The sequence below is a fragment of the Pseudoalteromonas sp. genome, assembly GCF_041629635.1.
Taxonomy (GTDB): domain Bacteria; phylum Pseudomonadota; class Gammaproteobacteria; order Enterobacterales; family Alteromonadaceae; genus Pseudoalteromonas.
The window spans coordinates 1-20740 of record NZ_JBFKMX010000039.1 but is presented as its reverse complement, the minus strand read 5'-3'; the positions used below and the strand labels follow the sequence as shown (position 1 = coordinate 20740).

Genomic DNA, 20740 nt, shown 5'->3' with positions numbered 1-20740 from the left:
GTCAGCTTAATCAAAAAATGCATTGCGGAAAAATTTAATCAAATCAATACCAAAATCTTCAGGCTTAATAGATGATTCAAGTTCATCATTTATACGCTTGTTGGCTAAATCTAAATCTTGCACTTCGGTATAATGTTGATGCTTGGCGCTATAAAACACTTTTACCATGGGTTTGAGGGGTTGCTCAAAGTTACTTTGCGACACTATTCCTAGCTTTTGGCTTTTAAGTTTGACTAACGTCCCTACTGGGTGAATGCCTATACATTGTATAAAGCGGGTAACTAAATCACTATCAAAACTATTCGGGCAATCAGCACGCAAAATTTTAAAGGCTTGAATGGGGTTCATGCCATCTTTGTAGACACGTTTCGCAGTAAGTGCATCATAAACATCGACAATTGAAATCATTCGGACATATTGATTGATCTCGTCTTCTTTTAATCCGTATGGGTAACCTTTTCCATCAAGGCGTTCGTGATGATACCCTGCAACTTGTATTGCAATCTCACTTAAACCAGCTTCTTCAAGTATTTCTTTGCTGTATAAGGAGTGTCGTTTTATTTCTTCAAATTCTTGAGATGTAAGCTTTCCAGGTTTGTTCAAAATTGCGTCAGGAACTTTTATTTTACCAATATCATGTAATAACGCGCCTGTCGCGAGCTCGTTTATCACTGCTCTTTCGAAACCCATATGCTTAGCAAAAATACTCATTAGAACTGAAACGTTAATTGAGTGTTCAAGCAAGTAAGCATCTTTTTCACGAATGCGTGTCATGCAAGCAAGTGCATCTTGATTACGAAATACAGAGTCAATAAAGCCGCTGGCAACATGCTTAAATGGTTCAACATCAATTTTTCGGCCTGCCCGAATATCATCAAATGCCTTTGATTGAAGTTGTTTCGCTTCACTATATAGCTTTTTGGCTTTGCTTGCTTCGCTTGAAAAGCTCGCTGTTGCTTTCGTTGGATCAAACTTAGGTGTTTCTGTTGTTTTTTTTACTGAATCTTTTTTTTGGTTTAAATCGATGAATTTATCAGGATCAACAGAGACTTCCAAAATACCTGATTGTACAAGTTTATTAATAGCAGTCTGTGTCCTAACCCAGCCTTCGGTCTTTACTTTGACACTCCCTTGTTGTTTTACGACCCCCTGCACAAACATGCCTGGTTTAAGATCAGAGACTAAAATGGTTTTTAACATTGGCAGCACATTGAATGTATTTTCACTATCTTTAAAACTAGCAAATAAAGAGGTGAAAATTAAGTTGAATATTAAAGAAAAGGGCAGAAGTAAAACTTTGCCCTTTTATTTTTGCTTAACAACCCGAGTTTCGGGTTAAAACTTTAATTAGTCCGCGTCAGTTAATGTCATAAGTGACGTGTTACCACCTGATGCTGTGGTATCAATGCTCACTGTCTTTTCAGTAACTAGGCGGTTGATTAGCGTGTCGTAATACTGAGCACTGATTACTGGTAAAATTGCACCAGAACGTGCCGCTAGTTTTTCGTTCACTAACGCTTTACGCTCACAACCACTGCCAATTACTGCACCTGCAACATGCGGGTGCGCAAGCGTTGCATTTAACTCAGAGAGCTTAGCAACTTGTAATACGCCTTCTGCAACACCACATGCAATCAGCTTTTGGCGGAATGCTAACGCTTCTTCGTGGAATAAATCAGAAACAACAGTAATTGCCGTATTACCTGCTGCAATTGCCGTTACGATAGAAAGTACCCAGAAGTTAAACGAGGTATCTTTATCGGCGTAACAAACAACACAACCACGAGGCTCTAGGTAAATCGTATTTGATTCACCTGTAGGACCTGGCAGTACAGTACCTTTCGCTAAACGTTTTTCAATACGGTCTAACTGACTTCTCGCGTCCGCAATTGTTTGAGTTAAGTCGTCAGCAAGTTTATCCATAATTTCAACTTGCGCGATTTTCGCAAGCATTTGACGACATACTGAAATGCGGTCGTTTAAGCTGGTTGCACGCCATGTTTTTTCATCACGAATTGAGTTAACCATAAGCTGATTAACGCGCTCAACTGCGTGGTTGTCATCTGCAATTACTTCACCATCAAGATTGATATTGGTTGCTTGAACGTTTTCAGGTGCAGCATTTTCTTTTACTAGGCGTGTTAAGTAAGTTGGACCACCTGCTTTAGGGCCAGTACCTGATAGTCCGCGACCACCAAATGGTTGCACACCTACAACTGCACCGATCATATTACGGTTTACGTAAATGTTACCTGCACGAGATTGTTTTGCTAGGTACTCAGCGCGCTCTTCGATACGGGTATGAATACCCATAGTTAAACCGAAACCAGTGCTATTTACTTGGTTGATAACATTATCAATTTCAGTACCTTTAAAGCGGATTACGTGTACACACGGACCAAATACTTCTTTCGTTAGTACTGATAGGTCACTGATTTCATATAAGCGCGGTGCAAAGAAGAAGTGACCATCTTCATTATCTGCCGGAATTGGGCATTCAAAATGAAGTGTCGCTTTGTCTTTTAAGTACTCAACGTGCTCATTCAGGGCATCAAGTGCTTTTTGGTCAATTACAGGACCAACATCTGTTGAGAAGTAAGCAGGGTCACCAACATGCAATTCTTTCATTGCACCTTTGATCATCTTAATTACTTTATCTGCGATTTCTTCTTGTACGAATAGTACACGTAGTGCAGAACAGCGCTGACCTGCAGATTGGAAACCTGAAGAAATTACATCGTCAACCACTTGCTCTGGAAGTGCAGTTGAGTCAACGATCATACAGTTTTGACCGCCTGTTTCTGCAATGAGAGGTACTTGGTCGCCGCCACGCTCAGCAAGCGTTTGTGCAATGCGCGTGCCTGTTTCAGTTGAACCTGTAAACATTACCGCTTGTACACGCTCGTCAGGAATAATTACCTGACCAACTTTGCTACCTCGCGCAATAACAGGTTGAACTACGTTTTCTGGTAAACCAACTTCACGCATTAAATCAATGGTACGAAGTGCAACAAGTGATGTTTGCTCAGCTGGTTTTGCAATTACTGAGTTACCAGTAGCGATTGCTGCAGCTACTTGGCCTAGGAAAATCGCAAGCGGGAAGTTCCAAGGGCTGATACATAAAATTACACCGCGAGGTGAGAAACGGCTATCAGCTGCAAGTTCTTCGGCGCGTGCTGCGTAGTAACGACAGAAATCGACCGCTTCACGTACTTCATCTACGCCGTCTTGTGCAACTTTACCTGCTTCTTTAATACACAGCGCGATTAGTTCATCACGGTGACGCTCTAAAATGTCTGCGGTGCGACGCAAAATATCAGCACGCTCAGCAACCGGTGTTTGTGACCAAGATTGGAAAGCGGCTTCTGCTGTATCTACTAACGCTTTCATCTCTGCTTCGTCTTGGTGACGAATAAAACCAAGCACTTCAGCGTGATTAGCTGGGTTAATAACCGCTTCATGACCTTCTGGCACATCAGCATGGGTCATTAGGTTTTCAGCAACCCACTTATCTAAGTTTGCCTTAAATGGCGTGATATGGTTGATGTTGGTTAAATCTAAACCTTTTGAGTTTTGACGCTCGCTACCGTATAAATCTTTTGGTAATACAATTTGCGGGTTACGCTTGTTACGTACGCGCTGAATTTTTTCTACTGGATCTTCAAGTAGTGATTCAACTGGTTGCGACTCATCTACAATCGCGTTTACGAATGACGAGTTAGCACCATTTTCAAGTAAACGACGAACTAAGTAAGCAAGTAGGTCTTCATGGTGACCAACTGGCGCATAAACACGGCACTGAACGCGATCTTCAGTTACAACTTGGTCATAAAGCGACTCACCCATACCGTGCAGACGCTGGAATTCGAAGTTAGAGTAATTGCCATCAGCCAGTTCTAAAATTGTTGCCGCAGAGTATGCGTTGTGTGTTGCAAACTGTGGAAAAATTACATCACGTGCTTTCATTAATTTAATCGCACAGGCTTTGTAAGATACATCAGTTGTCGCTTTACGAGTAAATACAGGATAGTCTTCAAGGCCATCCGCTTGCGTCATTTTTACTTCAGTATCCCAGTATGCACCTTTTACAAGGCGAACCATCATCTTACGGTTTACGCGACGACAAAGCGCTTCTAGCCAATCAATTACAAAGATAGCGCGCTTTTGGTATGCCTGAACCGCCAGACCGAAACCAGCCCAGTTACCTAAAGCATCATCTGAGAATACTGCTTCAATAATGTCTAAAGAGATATCTAAACGGTCAGCTTCTTCCGCATCAACTGTAAAGTTAATGTCGTACTGCTTTGCTGTTAGCGCAAGTTCCTTCAGTTTTGGTACTAGCTCTTCCATTACGCGCTCGCGGTGTGTGAACTCGTAGCGTGGGTGAATAGCTGAAAGTTTTACTGAAATACCAGGGCTCTTAATTGGACCACGGCCATTAGCTGCCTTACCAATTACGTGAATTGCCATTTTATAGCTGTTGAAGTAACGCTCTGCATCAGCCATGGTACGCGCGCCTTCACCAAGCATATCGTAAGAATATGCGTAGCCTTTTGCTTCTTTATCTTTCGCACGTTCAACAGCTTCTTCAATGGTGGTACCCATTACAAACTGCTTACCCATGATCTTCATGGCATATTGTACTGATTTACGAATAGCAGGTTCACCAATGCGACCCATAGTGCGCTTTAATAAACCAAATTGGTCTTCTTTATTTTTGTCAGCATAGTTAACCATTTTACCGGTTAAAAGAAGGCCCCAGCTTGATGCATTAACAAATAGAGAATCGCTATTACCTAAGTGAGAGCTCCAATCACCGTTCGCTAGCTTGTCGCGAATTAGGCTGTCTTGAGTTTCTTTATCTGGCACGCGAAGTAGGGCTTCTGCAAGGCACATTAACACCACGCCTTCTTCAGAAGACAATGAATATTCGTTAAGCAGTGCATCAACACCACCTTGACCTTCTTGGTCGTTACGAATATTTAAAACCATTTGGCGAGCACGTTCCCATGCGCGGCTACGAGCACTTACACCAACTTCCGCAAGCGGCAGAATATGGTCAATTACTTGGTCTTCATCAATACGGTAAAAGTCACGGATCTGCTGACGGATCGGACATTTGGTAGTTAAGTCACCATTGTAAAGCATAAAGAAACCCTCAAAATAAAATAGGTAAAATTTCTAAAATAGGGGCGTAGTGTAAATTCTTTTCAGCAGAATGTGCTGGCGTATTTTGGCTATATCCGGTAATTTACAGGGAATAGTTCAAAAGATGCCGAATAATATTCTGTATGACCACCTCTATAAAAACCCGAGTGCTCGATCGCATCGATTTAGCAATTTTAGATGCTTTACAAAAAAATGGCCGAATTTCGAATGTAAATTTAGCAAAACAGGTCAACCTAAGCCCAAGTCCATGCCTTGAAAGGGTTAAAAAGTTAGAAGAAGACGGTTACATTGAAGGTTATGGTGCCCGTTTAAATGCAACAAAGTTAAAACAAAATGTGGTTGCCCACGTTGAGGTAACGTTAAAAGAATCAACCGAAGCGGCATTTGATATTTTTAAACAGCATATTTTACAAATAGGGCAAGTTGTATCGTGCGATATGGTGGCAGGTGGTTATGACTATCTATTAAAAATACGAGTAGGCGATATGATTGAATACCGTGAGGTGCTTGGTAAAATTGTTGATATCCCCGGGGTAGGTACTAATCGAACTTACATGGTGATCGAACATGTCAAACAAGATAATGGTTTGACCGTCAAAATAGACGAATAAAAAAAGCGCTAATAGAGCGCTTTTTTTTTACATTAGGCGTTTATGCCCAACCGTCGTAACGTTTGCGGCGCGATAGCACTAATGTAATTATAATACCCATAAGAATGCCGATAAACGCTATACCACCACCATAAATCAGCAGTTGTTTTTGCTGCTTATCAGAGGTTTGTTGCTTTTGATTGCGCGAATTTGCAATTTGTGAGTTTAAATTTTCAATTTCAGCGCTCAGTTCGCGGTTTTTGAGTTCTAGTTCATTGGTTGATTGGCGTAATAAAGGCATATCTCGCTGAGCAGAGTTAAGCTCAGCTTGTAATTCTGCTAGTTGGCTTTTTAACTTAGCGTTTTGTTGTGCTAAACCGGGACGCTTGCTGATATTGCGTTTATCAATCCAGCCTGTACGACCGCGGCTATCTTTTACTTGGCTGTAGCCAGATTCTTTATTTTCATCGAGTAGTTGTAGTTCGGTGCCCGCTTGCACAGAACCAAGAATACGATAATTTTTGCCCGGACCTGAGTGCATATATACAAATAAGTTGTCAGTAATATAAGCAGTTGAAGATACCGATGATTCTGAAGTTTGTACTTCAATTACTTCAGTCGCCGTATCGTTTTCGGTTGTCGTTTCGGCTTGGATGGCTGTGCTCAAACTTGCAAATAAAAGAAACCCAGCAATCGATTTAAACATGGGAAGATCCTGTTTTAATTGTTATTGTCCAGTAAGTGAGGCTTCATAGTATGGATTTAGCAGTGTAATAGCAAGTCGATAAAGGCAATTGCGCGAGATGCATTAAGGCTTCAAATTATTTAGCTGTTGTTTACAAGTGGTGACTTAAAAGGTTGCATTTAAACGCAGATTTAGTTTTACTTAGACTTTGCTAATAAAATAGGTCAATCCTCCAGCTAATGGATACTGAAATTGAGCTGAAATTTTTAGTTTCAGAACAAGTTATTTCTCAACTGCCAGCACTGATTACCCAGTTTTCAAAAAAAGTCAGTAATAAAGCTTCTCGTAATTTACAAAACGCCTACTTTGACACTCCAAGTCGAGAGCTTAGAGCGCTCGATATTGGTCTGCGTACGCGTTGTGTTGATGGAGAGTGTGAACAGACAATTAAGCTTGCAGGTAAAGTAGTAGGTGGCTTTCACCAACGCCCTGAATTCAATGTGCCGATTAATAATTCGCGGCCCAATATTGCGTTATTCGATAGTGCTATTTGGCCTGCGGCTATTGAGCCAAACGCGATTAGTGAAAATTTATTTTCAATTTTTAATACTAACTTTATTCGCCGCACTTGGGTATTGGAAACCGAATCGGGTACTGAAATAGAATTGGTACTCGATAAAGGGGATATTTCAGCTCTAGGGCAAAGTGTACCCATTTGTGAAGTTGAAATGGAATTAATCAGCGGCGAACGAGCTGAGTTATTTGAATTGGCAAGCAAACTGATAAATTGCAGTGAAGTACGTTTAGGTTTGTACAGCAAGGCTGCACGTGGTTATCGTTTAGCGGACGATGCACCGTTAGTTGCAGATACCTTTTTAGGCTATGTACAACTTGATGAAACGGCAACGCAAGAGCAAGCGCTTGAGAAGTGTTTGCAATACGGTATTGAGTTTGTGCAAAAACATGAGCAGTGTTATATCGATGCGCCAAAACTCAAAACCTTAAAGCGCATTGTTGATGGTGTGAGCCTTATTCGCCATAGCTTTTGGTTGTTTGAGCAAGTAGCCGATAAACAAGTTACTAAGTCATTGCGTAAAGAACTAAAATGGTTGTTAGAGACTTTTTCTTGGGTTGAAACCGCTATTCAGTTACGTATGTTTACGTCTAAAAAACACGTGTTTTACAAACGTATATCGGCTGCACCCGAGCTTGTTCAAGTTATTGATAAATTAAAATCTGAGCAGCCATCGCGAAAGTGTTTAAAAGCGATTTTTCAAAGTCCTCGTTACAACCAACTTATTTTGAATTTAACGCGTTTTCTCATTGAAAAGCGTTGGCGAGATGATTGGGGGCAAGAGCAAATTGTTGCTGCCAGTACGCCAGTTAAAGAAATTGCAGCTAAGTTATTCGAAAATGATTGGCAAGAAATGCAGCATTTATTACCGCATGATGTGGTGAGTGCTGAAAGCTACATCGAAAAACGTCAGAAATTACATCGTAATTTATTAAGCGGCTGTTGTTTGGGCCAGTTATTTGAAGGCTCCCTGCGCGATGAGTTTAGAGGGCCTTGGCTCGATATTATTCATGGTATGGATGAATTAGCGACTTATGATTATTTAAAACAGCTTTGTGAATCACAGCAAGAACCAGAGCGCTTTACTGGTATTTTGCTTTGGTTAGCACAGAAAAATGATGGTTTACTTGCTGCAATGGAACACAGCCGCCTTGCCAGCCAAAAGTTGGAGCCTTATTGGCAGTAATATGCGTCTTTTACTGTTGCTGTTACTCTTTTGCCCTGAACTGAGTGCATTAGAGTGGCAGCGAGTTAAAAACAAACATGGGATTGAAGTTTATCAGCACGCCTTGCCAAATGGATTGCTTAAATTAAAAGCCTATATGTTAACCGAAGGGTGTTTGGCATCCTTTGAAGCATTATTATTAGACACGCAAAATGCTGAACAGTGGCTGAGTAGTGCTCAAAGCGTTAAGGTAATTGAATCACCATCACCCGATGAACATCTTGTATACACGCGATTTAATGCACCATGGCCGATTCAAAACCGCGATATGGTCACGTATTCACGTATTTTTCGAACTTCCAATTCACAAACGCAAATAGGCATTCAAGCAGCACCGAATGTGTACCCAATGCAAGATAACTATATTCGTATTGAGCATGTTGAAGCGAGTTGGGTGATTAATCAAGGTAGTCAAAATTCGATTTCGATTGAGTACCAAGCTATTGCTGATCCTGCGGGTAAAATTCCATATTGGCTAGGGAATTCTGTTGCTAAATCAAACGTGTTTAAAACCTTCAAAAAAATGAGAGAGCGGCTGAAGTTATATTCTTGCAATTAATCTAGATTATTTTCAGCTGATTATTTTATGGCTTTCGGCTAAAAAAGTAAGCATTGCTAATGCCTATTAAAATAAATTCAATGCGTGTATTAGTTTGTCTAGTGCCAATAGGCTGATTTTTATTAGCGTATTTCACCACTTTGTAATGAGTATTGATTGCCGAAATGCGTGGCAAGTTGAGAAAAACCAAGCACATGAGCTCGTTGTTGTTTATCGTTGTTAAAAACGATTAAATCTGCACTCATTAGCGGACGTGAGATATTCTCATCGAGGATTTTATATACCACATAATCTTGATTATCTACGGCAATTAGTTTTAGTTGATAGGTTAGGTTGGTTTGCGGGTTTGTTACACTGGATATCAGTGATAATTCATGTGGCAATTGTTCAAACTCTACCACCAGTAACTTTTCTGTAAAGTTAATTGCTAATTGATTTGCAGCGAATTTACGTTTTGTTACTTGGTTAATTTTACAAATGGAGCCATTTATTGGTTGTTCCGCTATGGTTAAGACTACGCTTGTATTTTCTGTAATTACCGCAGGGATTACTTGCTCATTTAAAACAGCTATTTTTAGCTGGCTTGACGCTAAGTTTTCGTCTTCTAATACACGGATCATCGCTTTTTCACCGTTTTCACTAAGGCTTAAGTAACCAAACTCAAAAGTATGCATCCGTGAGTAACTAGGGGCCGTTACGATAAAGGTTTTAGATACTTGATAGTCTTGCCAATAATTAAATAAAGATGATTGTGCAAGTGCAATATCAGATTGTTCTGACTTTGCCTTTATATCATCAAGGTGTGTTAAAAACTGCTTGCGCTGCCATGTATTAATGCCAGCAAAATACATGCCCATCAAATAAAAAATAAATAAACCTGTTTTTAGAATAAAAGGATGCAGTTGTTGCACACTGGGTATGTCTATCATGATGAGGGCTAGAAAGACGACACAATGGATAACGTAAACAATCGTGGGTGAAACAATATAGGGTTTTGCAATACGCGTAATTCTTTGTTGGTTAGTATTGTTTGCTATTTCAGGGTAATGCTTAATTGAAAGGTACATAACTTCACCATTTTTATTTTTTCTTGCTAGAGCGATTATCTTACCAACTAACTGAATTACAGGTATAAAAAAAGCGCCAGTGGCGCTTTTTTTCAATCAGACGGTTATTATAAACCAGCAGCGGCGCGAAGAGCGTCAGCTTTGTCTGTTTTTTCCCAGCTGAATGCTGTGAATGTATCTTCACCAACCGTCATTTCAAACGGTTCACGACCGAAGTGACCGTATACTGCAGTCATTTGGTACATTGGGTGAAGTAGGTCAAGCATCTTAGTGATACCGTAAGGACGTAAGTCGAAGTGCTCACGTACTAGCTCTACTAATTTCTCTTCAGAGATTTTACCAGTACCGAATGTGTCGATAGTGATAGACGTTGGCTCAGCAACACCGATAGCGTAAGAAACTTGGATCTCACACTTATCAGCAAGACCAGCCGCAACAATGTTCTTAGCAACATAACGACCTGCGTATGCAGCAGAGCGGTCAACTTTTGATGGATCTTTACCAGAGAAAGCACCACCACCGTGACGTGCCATACCGCCGTAAGTATCAACGATGATCTTACGACCTGTTAAACCACAGTCACCTACTGGACCACCGATTACGAAACGGCCAGTTGGGTTGATGAAGTATTTAGTATTCTCAGTTAAAAGCTCAGCCGGTAGCGTGTGCTTAATAATGTTTTCCATTACCGCATCTACTAGTGCATCTTGCTCGATGTCTGGGTTGTGCTGAGTTGATAGTACAACTGCATCGATTGCAACAGGTTTACCGTCTTCATATACAAACGTTACCTGAGATTTTGCATCAGGACGTAACCAAGGAAGAATACCTGACTTACGTGCTTGCGCTTGACGCTCTACAAGTAAATGAGAGTAGTAAAGTGGCGCAGGCATTAATGTTGGTGTTTCGTTAGTTGCGTAACCAAACATTAAACCTTGGTCACCAGCACCTTGCTCTTCAGGCTTAGCGCGGTCTACACCTTGTGCGATTTCAGGTGATTGCTGACCAATTAGGTTCATGATGCCACACGTGTCACCGTCAAAACCTACGTCAGATGATGTGTAACCGATATCAGTGATTACTTTACGCGTGATTGACTCAAGGTCTACCCAAGCGTCAGTTGTAACTTCACCAGAGATAATTGCAACACCTGTTTTAACCATTGTTTCACAGGCAACACGCGCGTGCTTATCTTGTGCGATAATTGCGTCTAAAACCGCATCAGAAATTTGGTCAGCGATTTTATCCGGATGACCCTCAGATACTGACTCAGAAGTAAATAAAGTTCTTGCCATGGTATTTCTACTCACTCACAAAAATGCGCGTTGCCACATGGATTTGCGCAGGTTCAAAATAAATGGTCGCGTATTCTAACGAATATCGACGCAGCAAACAATAATTTTACGCCTAGACGTCTAAAAAAAATATAAAGTGAAAATTCTTCACTGTAACTATCATATTTTATGCATAAAGAAGCTAGATTATAGACGGTTTTCCATTGCTCCGCGTGTGCTTATAGGTAAGAATAGAACTGCGTGGGTACATTGACCTATTTGTATTGGATTTTTGCATACACAATACCAGTAGGCAATGTACCCAAATTATGACAGCAAACAAATAATGAGGTAGGAAAATCCATGCCGTCACGTAAAGAACTAGCAAATGCTATTCGCGTTCTATCTATGGACGCTGTGCAACAGGCCAAGTCTGGCCACCCAGGTGCCCCAATGGGTATGGCAGACATTGCTGAAGTGCTATGGCGCGACTATTTAAACCATAATCCAGCAAACCCTGATTGGGCTGATCGCGACCGATTTATTCTGTCAAACGGTCACGGCTCAATGCTAATTTATTCTTTACTGCATTTATCTGGCTATGATCTTCCAATTGAGGAAATTAAAAACTTCCGTCAAATGCACTCTAAAACACCGGGTCACCCTGAATACGGTTATGCACCAGGTGTTGAAACAACGACAGGCCCATTAGGCCAAGGTATTACTAACGCGGTCGGTATGGCAATTGCTGAAAAAGCACTTGCGCACCAATTTAACCGTGAAGGTCACGATATCGTTGATCACTTCACTTACTGTTTCCTAGGTGATGGCTGCCTTATGGAAGGTATCTCTCACGAAGCTTGTTCACTGGCAGGCACTTTAGGCCTTGGTAAGCTAGTAGCGTTTTGGGACGACAATGGTATTTCAATCGATGGTGAAGTAGAAGGTTGGTTCACTGACGATACAGCGGCGCGTTTTGAATCTTACGGTTGGCATGTTGTACGTAACGTAGATGGCCACGATAGCGAAGCTATTCGCGCAGCAATTGATGAAGCGCGTGCTGAAACGGGCAAGCCTACATTAATCTGTTGTAAAACAGTGATTGGTTATGGTTCACCGAATAAATCAGGTAGCCACGACTGTCACGGTGCACCACTGGGTGATGCTGAAATTCAAGCTGCACGTGAATTCTTAAACTGGGAGCACGGTGCATTTGATATTCCTGCAGATATTTATGCTGATTGGAATGCGGTTGAAGCGGGTACCGCGAAAGAAGCATCTTGGACTGAAAAGTTTGATGCGTATAAAGCGGATTTCCCTGAACTAGCGGCAGAATTTGAACGTCGTCAAAAAGGTGAATTACCAGCTGATTGGGCTGAGAAGTCACAAGCATATATTGAAGGCCTTCAGGCAAACCCTGACAACCCAGCAACACGTAAAGCATCACAAAATGCACTCAATGCGTTTGGTCCTATGCTACCTGAATTTATGGGCGGTTCTGCTGACCTTGCTGGTTCAAACTTAACGCTTTGGGAAGGTTCAAAAGGCTTAACCGCAAATGACGCATCAGGAAACTACATTTTTTACGGTGTACGTGAATTTGGTATGTCTGCAATTATGAATGGTATTGCGCTTCACAAAGGCTTTATTCCTTACGGTGCAACGTTCCTTATGTTTATGGAATACGCGCGTAACGCAGTACGTATGGCGGCGCTTATGAAGCAGCCTTCAATCTTTGTGTATACGCACGATTCAATCGGCTTAGGTGAAGATGGTCCTACGCACCAACCAGTTGAACAACTAGCAAGCATGCGTTTAACGCCTAACCTAGTTAACTGGCGCCCGTGTGACCAAGTTGAGTCTGCAATTGCATGGCAAGATGCGATTGAGCGTAAAGATGGTCCAACATCACTGGTATTTACCCGTCAAGGTTTACAACAGCAAACGCGTACTGCTGAGCAATTAGCAAATGTTCGCAAAGGTGGTTACGTATTAAGCTGTGATGGTACGCCTGAGGTTATTCTGATTGCGACAGGTTCTGAAGTTGAACTTTCAATGCAAGCAGCAGCTGAACTTCGCGCTCAAGATAAAAAAGTACGTGTTGTTTCTATGCCATCAACTGATTTATTTGATGCACAAGATGCGGCGTATAAAGAGTCAGTACTACCAAGTGCGGTAACTAAGCGCATTGCAGTAGAAGCGGGTATTGAAGATTACTGGTACAAATATGTTGGTTTAAATGGTGCGGTTGTAGGTATGACAACATTTGGTGAATCAGCACCTGCAAATGAGCTATTTAAGCACTTTGGTTTTACGGTTGAAAATATCGTAGCGAAAGCAAATCAACTCGTATAGTTGCAAAAAAAGCTATAATAATCAAAAGCGATGCAAGTGCATCGCTTTTTTGATTTAGCGCAATAGATTACTCTTTGATAACGATTCTTACTTATAAAAACTGATTTAGATCAAACTCCCCAAAGCAATCCTCTTGCTAAAATTTGACCAACTTTTGATAGGTATAAAAACGAGGAAAGGGAGATGGTTACCTCTGAACAAAATGCACCTGAACTTGTTTATGGTGCAGATCCCGTACAAGCAAATATTACCTCTTTTGCGCAACGTGCACATGAAAAAGCACTGACAGAGCAACTAATTCAGCAGAAAACACTGTTATTGGAAAAGCAGCAGCAATTTGCGCAGCTACAAAATGATCATGCCATGATCATTAAACATGTACAGCTTATTGAGCGTGAGTGGGAAAACTCAAATGCCATGCTTGAAACACTAATGGAGCAGTTAGCAGACGCTAAGAAAAAGCCAAGTGTTGAACTAACAGCTAAATTACATGATTTACAGCAGCAGGTTGAAGAAGCCAACATGAGTAAATCAGTTATGAAACACCACTGTCGTGAGCTCAATGAACGCAACGAAGAGTTAAATGCGTTGATTAAAGAGTCACTTCATAGCGTAGAAGATTTAAAAGCCAAAGTGCAGCAGCAAGGCGACTTAATAAATCAATTACGTGCTGAAAATGTAACGTTAAAGCAGCAAAATATTTCACAAGCAGAGAAGTTAAAGCGCCAAGAAGGGCAGTTAAGCGAAGCGCTTCATGGTTATTACAGTGATGTAATGAATAGAAACAAAAAGTTAAGCAAAAATCTGCCAAGATAATTTCATTTGTTACCCAGCCCAAAATGGCGCCATTGGCGCCATTTTATTGCTATTATATAAAATATATACGTATTATATATAAAACGTATATTTGGTTTTAAGCAAAGCTATGGGTATTGTAAAAATTTCCGATCAATTACATGACGAAATTCGTCATGCTAGCACCGTAATGGTGCGTTCTATCAACTCTCAAGCTGAATTTTGGATAAAAGTAGGGCGCCTCGCTGAACGTAATCCAAATTTGACCTTTGCTGAAATAATGGAAAAGGAATTGCTACGCGAATTCGCGTTACAAGGAATCAGTAATGAGTGAAATAATAATTAAAAACCCTTCTGAAATAGCATTTATGCGAACATCAGGGCAATTGCTTGCTAAAGTATTCGAAGCGCTAGATGACTATATTGCAATTGGTCAGTCGACTTTAGATATCAATAATTTTGTTGAAGACTATATTACCAATACGCTAAATGCGCGCCCCGCTAGTAAAGGCCAATATGGTTTCAGATATGTACTTAATCCATCGATAAATGAAGTGGTTTGTCACGGTGTACCCAGTAGCACACAAAAGCTTAAAAATGGCGATATCATAAATATCGATATTACCTTAGAGAAAAATGGCTTTATTGCTGATAGCAGTAAAATGTACTGTATTGGCGATGTAGCGCCTTTAGCAAAACGCTTGGTTGATACATCTTATGAGGCACTATGGCTTGCGATAAAACAGGTAAAACCGGGTGCAAAATTGGGCGATATCGGCGCGGCAATTCAACAACATGCAGAGCAACAAGGGTATACCGTGGTAAAAGAGTATTGCGGTCATGGTATTGGTCAACAAATGCATGAAGCACCTGAAGTACTTCATTTTGGTAAAAAAGGGAGTGGTGTGACTCTTCAAGAAGGCATGACATTTACTATCGAACCAATGGTTAACCAAGGTACATCAAAAACCAAAACCCTATCCGATGGTTGGACTGTAGTTACCCGAGATAAAAAACTTTCAGCGCAATGGGAACATACAGTACTGGTAACCAAAGATGGTTTTGAGGTACTGACTTTAAGACAGGAAGAAATTGTTACTTGAACGTTAAGGCAGTGAACGTCCGTTACTGCCATGGTTTAATGGGTTAATTTATATTGCCGCCAACAGGAAGCCCACTAGGAACACGCTCTGGAATATGATCATATACAGGTGAATTTAAGGTACGTAAAAACACTTCAATATCATTAAAATCAACTTCATTAATATTTACACCTAAGTCTTCTCGGTCTTCATAGAGTGAGATTGCATTGTTTAAGGTATCTTGCGAGCCATCCTGCATGTAAGGCGCAGTTTGACTGATGTTACGTAAGCTTGGTGTGCGAACTGCATCAAGCGTTTCAATTACCTTCTCATCTTGCCTAATCTGATTATCAGAGAGTAAGGGGCCGTTATGACAGTCAGCACAGCCGACATCAATAAATTTGTTTAAGCCAATGATCTCACTTTCAGAAAGTGCATTGATATCACCTCTTAAAAATAGGTCAAAACGTGAGTTGCTAGCGATTATTTTTCTTTGAAAAGTCGCGAGGGCTTTTGCAATATTGGTTTCAGTAATAACGTCATCTCCCTCAAAAGCAACACTAAACAAATCAATGTACTCCGGAATATTTGTTAACCTATATTTGATTTCATCAAAAATTTCAGCCTCAGAATAATGATAACCTAACATTTCAACGGGATTTTTTATGGGGCCAATAGCTTGTTCTTCTAACGTAGTTGCTCGCAAATCCCAAAAATAAGGACCAGAAACAAACTCATTCAATTGTGTATCCATTGTGAGTCCTGTAAACGCCATATTAATGATCGATGGAGAGTGTATTGGTGTTGTTTCATTACCGTAACGCTGAGGCCCAAGCCCAACGCCATCAGAGCCAATGGAAAAAGCGCGCCCATCAGCCCAGCCAAAATTTGGGTGGTGGCAAGATGCGCAAGCAACATTTTGTGCACCTGACAGAATAGGATCCCAGAACAGAAATTCTCCAAGTATTTCTTTTTCTTCTGAGTATGGATTATCAGTAGGGTAGATAATTTGTAGGGGTAAAGCGGAAAATAAACTTGTATAGTCGCGCGTTTGGTTATCAGTTGAAGTTTGCTGATTTTCTTCACAGCATGTTAAGGAAAATAAAGAACAAGTTATCAATAAAACGGATATGTATTTACGCATTTGTACAACTCAATAAAACAGTTAATTTGCATAAATAAGTGTAAGGAAACCGGTGTCAAAAAAAGGTCTAATCCCGATTTTAAATTGTAATCTAAATCTTTGCGAAACGATTGAAATTACTGGATCCCTTGATATACCTAGGAAGTAACCGGTGTCATTATATTTGCTAATCCAAGAATAAAATTTTTTCACTATCGAAATGAAATTCTTTGCTTTAGAATACTCGCCCATAACCCTCTCACCATTTGTGAAAAGTGCATTGCACTGTTAGGAAAAAAAACTTAATGGCAATCAAAATTGCAATTAATGGTTTTGGTCGAATCGGACGAAATATCGTAAGAGCTTTATATGAAGCTGGTCGCACTAACGACATTCAAATTGTTGCGATTAATGAGTTAGCAGACGCTAAAGGTATCGCACATTTATTAAAATACGACACTTCTCATGGTCGTTTTAAGTTTCCTGTGCAATTAAAACAAGATGCCATCACAGTAAATGGTGACTTAATTCAGTTATTTGCTGAAGAAAATCCAAATGAATTGCCTTGGGGTTTATTGGATGTAGACGTGGTGCTTGAATGCACGGGTGTATATCACTCACGTGAACATGCTGAACTACATTTAAATGCTGGCGCGAAAAAAGTATTGTTCTCACAACCCGCCGATGCCGATATGGATGCCACCATTGTTTTCGGCATAAACGACGGTGAATTAAAAGCAGAGCACACTATCGTCTCTAACGGTTCGTGTACCACTAACTGTATTGTGCCAGTGATTAAAGTACTTGATGATGCGTTTGGTATTGAGTCGGGCGCGATTACTACGATTCACGCGTCAATGCATGATCAGCAAGTGATTGATGCCTATCACAGTGACCTTCGTCGTACGCGAGCTGCGAGCCAATCGATTATTCCAGTTGATACAAAACTAGCACGTGGTATCGAACGTATTCTGCCTAAGTTTAAAAGCCGCTTTGAAGCCATTGCAGTGCGTGTACCGACCATCAATGTTACAGCTATGGATTTAAGTGTCACACTGAATACTGATGTAACAATTGAAACAGTTAATAAAGTACTTTCAGATGCAGAGCATCAACACTTGGCCGGTATTATTAGTTATACCGAAGAGCCATTAGTATCGGTTGATTTTAACCACGATAGCCATTCGTCGATTATCGATGGTACGCAAACCCGTGTAAGCCACAAGCGCTTAGTAAAAATCTTAGCTTGGTGCGATAACGAATGGGGTTTTGCCAACCGTATGCTAGATACTGCCGAAGCGATGGCACTAAAAAGTTAGATTTAGATAACCGTGAGTTTGCTAACAAATTTGCGGTTTTTTTATGTTAAAGGAGAGCTCAAATGTCTGTCATTAAAATGGCTGATTTAGATTTACAAGGTAAGCGCGTGCTTATTCGTGAAGACCTAAACGTTCCAGTAAAAGACGGTAAAGTAACCAGTGATGCGCGTATTCGTGCATCGTTACCAACCATTAAATTAGCCTTAGAAAAAGGCGCAAAAGTAATGGTTATGTCGCATTTAGGTCGCCCTACAGAAGGCGAATATGATGAAGCATTCTCAATGCTACCGGTTGTTAACTATTTAAATGACGTATTAGAGCAAACTGTTCGCCTAGAAAAAGACTACCTTGATGGTGTTGACGTTCAAGACAACGAAGTGGTTGTGTTTGAAAACGTACGCTTCAACAAAGGCGAGAAAAAAGACGACGAAGCTTTAGCTAAAAAATTAGCTGCACTGTGTGATGTGTATGTAATGGATGCATTTGGTACAGCGCACCGCGCACAAGCATCTACTCATGGTGTTGGTTTATACGCTGATATTGCCTGTGCAGGTCCTTTACTTGCAGCAGAGCTAGATGCCCTTGGTAAAGCACTTGATAACCCAGCGCGCCCGCTTGTAGCGATTGTGGGTGGTTCAAAAGTATCAACTAAACTTACGGTACTTGAGTCGCTTTCAAGTGTAGTTGATCAGTTAGTATGTGGTGGTGGTATTGCAAATACCTTTATTGCAGCTGCGGGCAATAACGTTGGTAAATCACTTTATGAAGCTGATTTAATTGATGAAGCAAATAAGCTAACTAACGCAGCAAAAGCAGCGGGTGGCGATATTCCAGTACCAACTGATGTAGTTGTTGGTAAAGAGTTCTCAGAAACAGCTGTAGCAACATTAAAGTCAGTTGCAGATGTTGATTCAGACGACATGATTTTTGATATTGGCCCAGATTCAGCGAAGGCACTTGCTGAGATTATCAAAAATGCAGGTACTGTTGTTTGGAACGGCCCTGTAGGTGTATTTGAATTTGACCAATTTGGTGAAGGTACCAAAGCACTTGCACATGCGATTGCAGAGTCAAATGCATTCTCAATTGCTGGTGGCGGTGACACCCTTGCAGCAATTGATAAATATGAAGTGGCAGACAAAATTTCATACATTTCAACAGGTGGTGGTGCTTTCTTAGAATTCTTAGAAGGCAAGCAGTTACCAGCTGTAGCAATGTTAGAAGCGCGCGCGAAATAATTTGTGCACGCTATACTTAGGTTAATTGAATTAAATCTAAGTAACTGAATAAAAAGCCAAGTAATCATATCTCTCTCAAAATCTGTGGTTACTTGGCAATAAACAAATCTATCCGTTCAAACTCGATGGCGTTAGGTGCCATCAAAAATTGGAGAAAGCAAAATGGCTTTAATCAGTATGCGTCAGCTATTAGACCATGCGGCAGAAAATGGTTATGGTGTTCCAGCGTTTAATGTGAATAACCAAGAGCAAATGCGTGCAATTATGGAAGCAGCAGACAAGACAAACAGTCCTGTTATCGTTCAAGGTTCAGCAGGTGCGCGTGCATACGCCGGTGCGCCGTTTATCCGCCATATGATTTTAGCGGCAATTGAAGAATGGCCTCACATTCCAGTAGTTATGCACCAAGATCACGGTACATCACCAGCAGTTTGCCAACGCTCAATCCAATTAGGCTTTTCATCAGTAATGATGGACGGCTCACTACTTGAAGATGGTAAAACCCCTTCAAGCTACGAGTATAACGTTGATGTAACACGTCGCACCGTTGAAATGGCGCACGCCTGTGGTGTGTCAGTTGAGGGTGAGCTAGGTGTACTTGGTTCATTAGAAACGGGTGAAGCAGGCGAAGAAGATGGTATTGGTGCAGAAGGTAAGCTAACTGAAGATCAACTATTAACTGATCCTGAAGAAGCAGCTGACTTTGTTAAGCAAACAGGTGTTGATGCACTTGCGATTGCATGTGGTACTTCACACGGTGCGTATAAGTTTACACGTCCACCAACGGGCGACATTCTTGCAATTAACCGCATCAAAGAAATTCACGCACGTATTCCAAATACTCACTTAGTAATGCACGGTTCGTCATCAGTACCGCAAGAGTGGCTAGCTGTGATCAACGAGTTTGGTGGTGAGATCCCTGAAACTTACGGTGTGCCAGTTGAGCAGATCGTTGAAGGTATTAAGCACGGCGTTCGTAAAGTAAATATCGACACTGACTTACGTTTAGCATCAACCGGTGCAATTCGTCGTCACCTTGCACACAACCCTGCAAACTTCGACCCGCGTAAGTTCTTAGCTGAAGCGACAAAAGCAATGACTGAAATCTGTGTTGCGCGTTACGAAGCATTTGGTACAGCTGGTCAAGCAGCTAAAATCAAACCAATTTCACTTGATGCAATGCATGAAAAATACCTTGCTGGTGAGTTAAACCAACAAGTTAAATAACATCAAGTTATACAACTTCCTTTAACAAGCAAAGCGTTTATATAACTCATATAAACGCTTTTTTTGTGCAATAAAAACATCAAACAGCTGTCACAGCTTATTCATCTTTCTCTTGCCTAATAATTGGTTGATTTGTATCACAACTATTTTAGGAATATAAAAATGATTAAACGATCGTTGCTAGCGATTACAGTATTGGCTGCATTATCTGGTTGTTCATTGGATGGCGATGACGGAAAAGACGGAGCTACAGGTGCCCAAGGAACAAATGGCGCAGATGGCAGCAATGGCGTTGATGGTTTAAATGCAACAAACTTACTCGACATAAAGTTAGTTGGACGCGCAGTACTTAATGCACAATCGCCTGAAGGTGCAGCAGAGATTGTCGCTTTTCATAAAGCGTCACAAACTATTTTTGCAATAAATAGCTCAGGTGCTGAAGCTGTTGTTGATTTAAT

At 40.9% G+C, this 20740-nt stretch carries 16 protein-coding genes and 1 pseudogene; 11 read left to right on the top strand and 6 right to left on the bottom strand.

The annotated features are described in order from the left end of the window. Positions 1-6: 6 nt before the first annotated feature. Together ABYD77_RS07855 and putA are read right to left on the bottom strand one after the other, a co-directional pair. Positions 7-1200 (bottom strand): HD-GYP domain-containing protein, encoded by a 1194-nt coding sequence (locus ABYD77_RS07855; protein ID WP_372768668.1) that lies wholly within the window; start codon positions 1198-1200, stop codon positions 7-9. A 147-nt stretch (positions 1201-1347) separates the two neighbouring features. Continuing rightward, positions 1348-5148 (bottom strand): bifunctional proline dehydrogenase/L-glutamate gamma-semialdehyde dehydrogenase PutA, encoded by a 3801-nt coding sequence (gene putA, locus ABYD77_RS07850; RefSeq protein WP_372768666.1) that lies wholly within the window; start codon positions 5146-5148, stop codon positions 1348-1350. Positions 5149-5291: 143 nt separating this feature from the next. Between putA and ABYD77_RS07845 the strand changes: the two genes are divergently transcribed. After that, positions 5292-5780, top strand: a complete 489-nt coding sequence (locus tag ABYD77_RS07845; protein WP_372768664.1) for a winged helix-turn-helix transcriptional regulator — start codon at positions 5292-5294, stop codon at positions 5778-5780. Positions 5781-5820: 40 nt separating this feature from the next. Here ABYD77_RS07845 and ABYD77_RS07840 read toward each other — a convergent pair whose 3' ends face one another. Next, entirely contained in the window at positions 5821-6465 is a 645-nt protein-coding gene (locus tag ABYD77_RS07840; protein WP_372768662.1) for a TIGR04211 family SH3 domain-containing protein, read from the bottom strand. A gap of 218 nt (positions 6466-6683) precedes the next feature. Here ABYD77_RS07840 and ABYD77_RS07835 point away from each other — a divergent pair, with 218 nt between their 5' ends. Both ABYD77_RS07835 and ABYD77_RS07830 read left to right on the top strand, forming a co-directional pair. Then, positions 6684-8204, top strand: a complete 1521-nt coding sequence (locus ABYD77_RS07835; RefSeq protein WP_372768660.1) for a CYTH domain-containing protein — start codon at positions 6684-6686, stop codon at positions 8202-8204. Position 8205: 1 nt separating this feature from the next. Then, positions 8206-8802 (top strand): START domain-containing protein, encoded by a 597-nt coding sequence (locus ABYD77_RS07830; protein ID WP_372768659.1) that lies wholly within the window; start codon positions 8206-8208, stop codon positions 8800-8802. A gap of 122 nt (positions 8803-8924) precedes the next feature. Here ABYD77_RS07830 and ABYD77_RS07825 read toward each other — a convergent pair whose 3' ends face one another. Beyond that, positions 8925-9869, bottom strand: a complete 945-nt coding sequence (locus ABYD77_RS07825) for a hypothetical protein (RefSeq protein WP_372768657.1) — start codon at positions 9867-9869, stop codon at positions 8925-8927. A gap of 107 nt (positions 9870-9976) precedes the next feature. Beyond that, complete coding sequence (gene metK / locus ABYD77_RS07820) at positions 9977-11164, bottom strand: methionine adenosyltransferase (protein WP_372768655.1); 1188 nt, start codon at positions 11162-11164, stop codon at positions 9977-9979. 342 nt (positions 11165-11506) lie between these two features. On the opposite strand from metK, the gene tkt reads away from it, so the two are divergent. The 4 genes from tkt (at position 11507) to map (ending at position 15396) form a co-directional block, all read left to right on the top strand. Next, entirely contained in the window at positions 11507-13498 is a 1992-nt protein-coding gene (gene tkt / locus ABYD77_RS07815; RefSeq protein WP_372768653.1) for a transketolase, read from the top strand. Positions 13499-13681: 183 nt separating this feature from the next. Next, positions 13682-14314 (top strand): hypothetical protein, encoded by a 633-nt coding sequence (locus ABYD77_RS07810; RefSeq protein ID WP_372768651.1) that lies wholly within the window; start codon positions 13682-13684, stop codon positions 14312-14314. 109 nt (positions 14315-14423) lie between these two features. Then, positions 14424-14627, top strand: coding sequence for a ParD-like family protein (locus ABYD77_RS07805; RefSeq protein WP_372768649.1), 204 nt, complete (start codon positions 14424-14426; stop codon positions 14625-14627). Further along, on the top strand, positions 14620-15396 hold the full coding sequence (map, locus tag ABYD77_RS07800) for a type I methionyl aminopeptidase (RefSeq protein ID WP_372768647.1): 777 nt from the start codon (positions 14620-14622) through the stop codon (positions 15394-15396). The genes ABYD77_RS07805 and map overlap by 8 nt, the downstream gene beginning before the upstream one ends. A gap of 43 nt (positions 15397-15439) precedes the next feature. Here the strand turns inward: map and ABYD77_RS07795 are convergent, their stop codons facing one another. Beyond that, entirely contained in the window at positions 15440-16519 is a 1080-nt protein-coding gene (locus tag ABYD77_RS07795) for a cytochrome-c peroxidase (RefSeq protein WP_372768645.1), read from the bottom strand. A gap of 284 nt (positions 16520-16803) precedes the next feature. On the opposite strand from ABYD77_RS07795, the gene epd reads away from it, so the two are divergent. From epd to ABYD77_RS07775, 4 genes and pseudogenes are all read left to right on the top strand, one after another. Continuing rightward, a complete protein-coding gene (gene epd / locus ABYD77_RS07790) occupies positions 16804-17817 on the top strand; it encodes an erythrose-4-phosphate dehydrogenase (protein WP_372768644.1) in 1014 nt (337 codons plus the stop codon). Positions 17818-17879: 62 nt separating this feature from the next. After that, a complete protein-coding gene (locus ABYD77_RS07785) occupies positions 17880-19055 on the top strand; it encodes a phosphoglycerate kinase (protein WP_372768642.1) in 1176 nt (391 codons plus the stop codon). A 162-nt stretch (positions 19056-19217) separates the two neighbouring features. Next, positions 19218-20282, top strand: a complete 1065-nt coding sequence (gene fba / locus ABYD77_RS07780; protein WP_010560999.1) for a class II fructose-bisphosphate aldolase — start codon at positions 19218-19220, stop codon at positions 20280-20282. A 162-nt stretch (positions 20283-20444) separates the two neighbouring features. Continuing rightward, a pseudogene (locus tag ABYD77_RS07775) lies at positions 20445-20740 on the top strand (collagen-like protein); the annotation flags it as partial.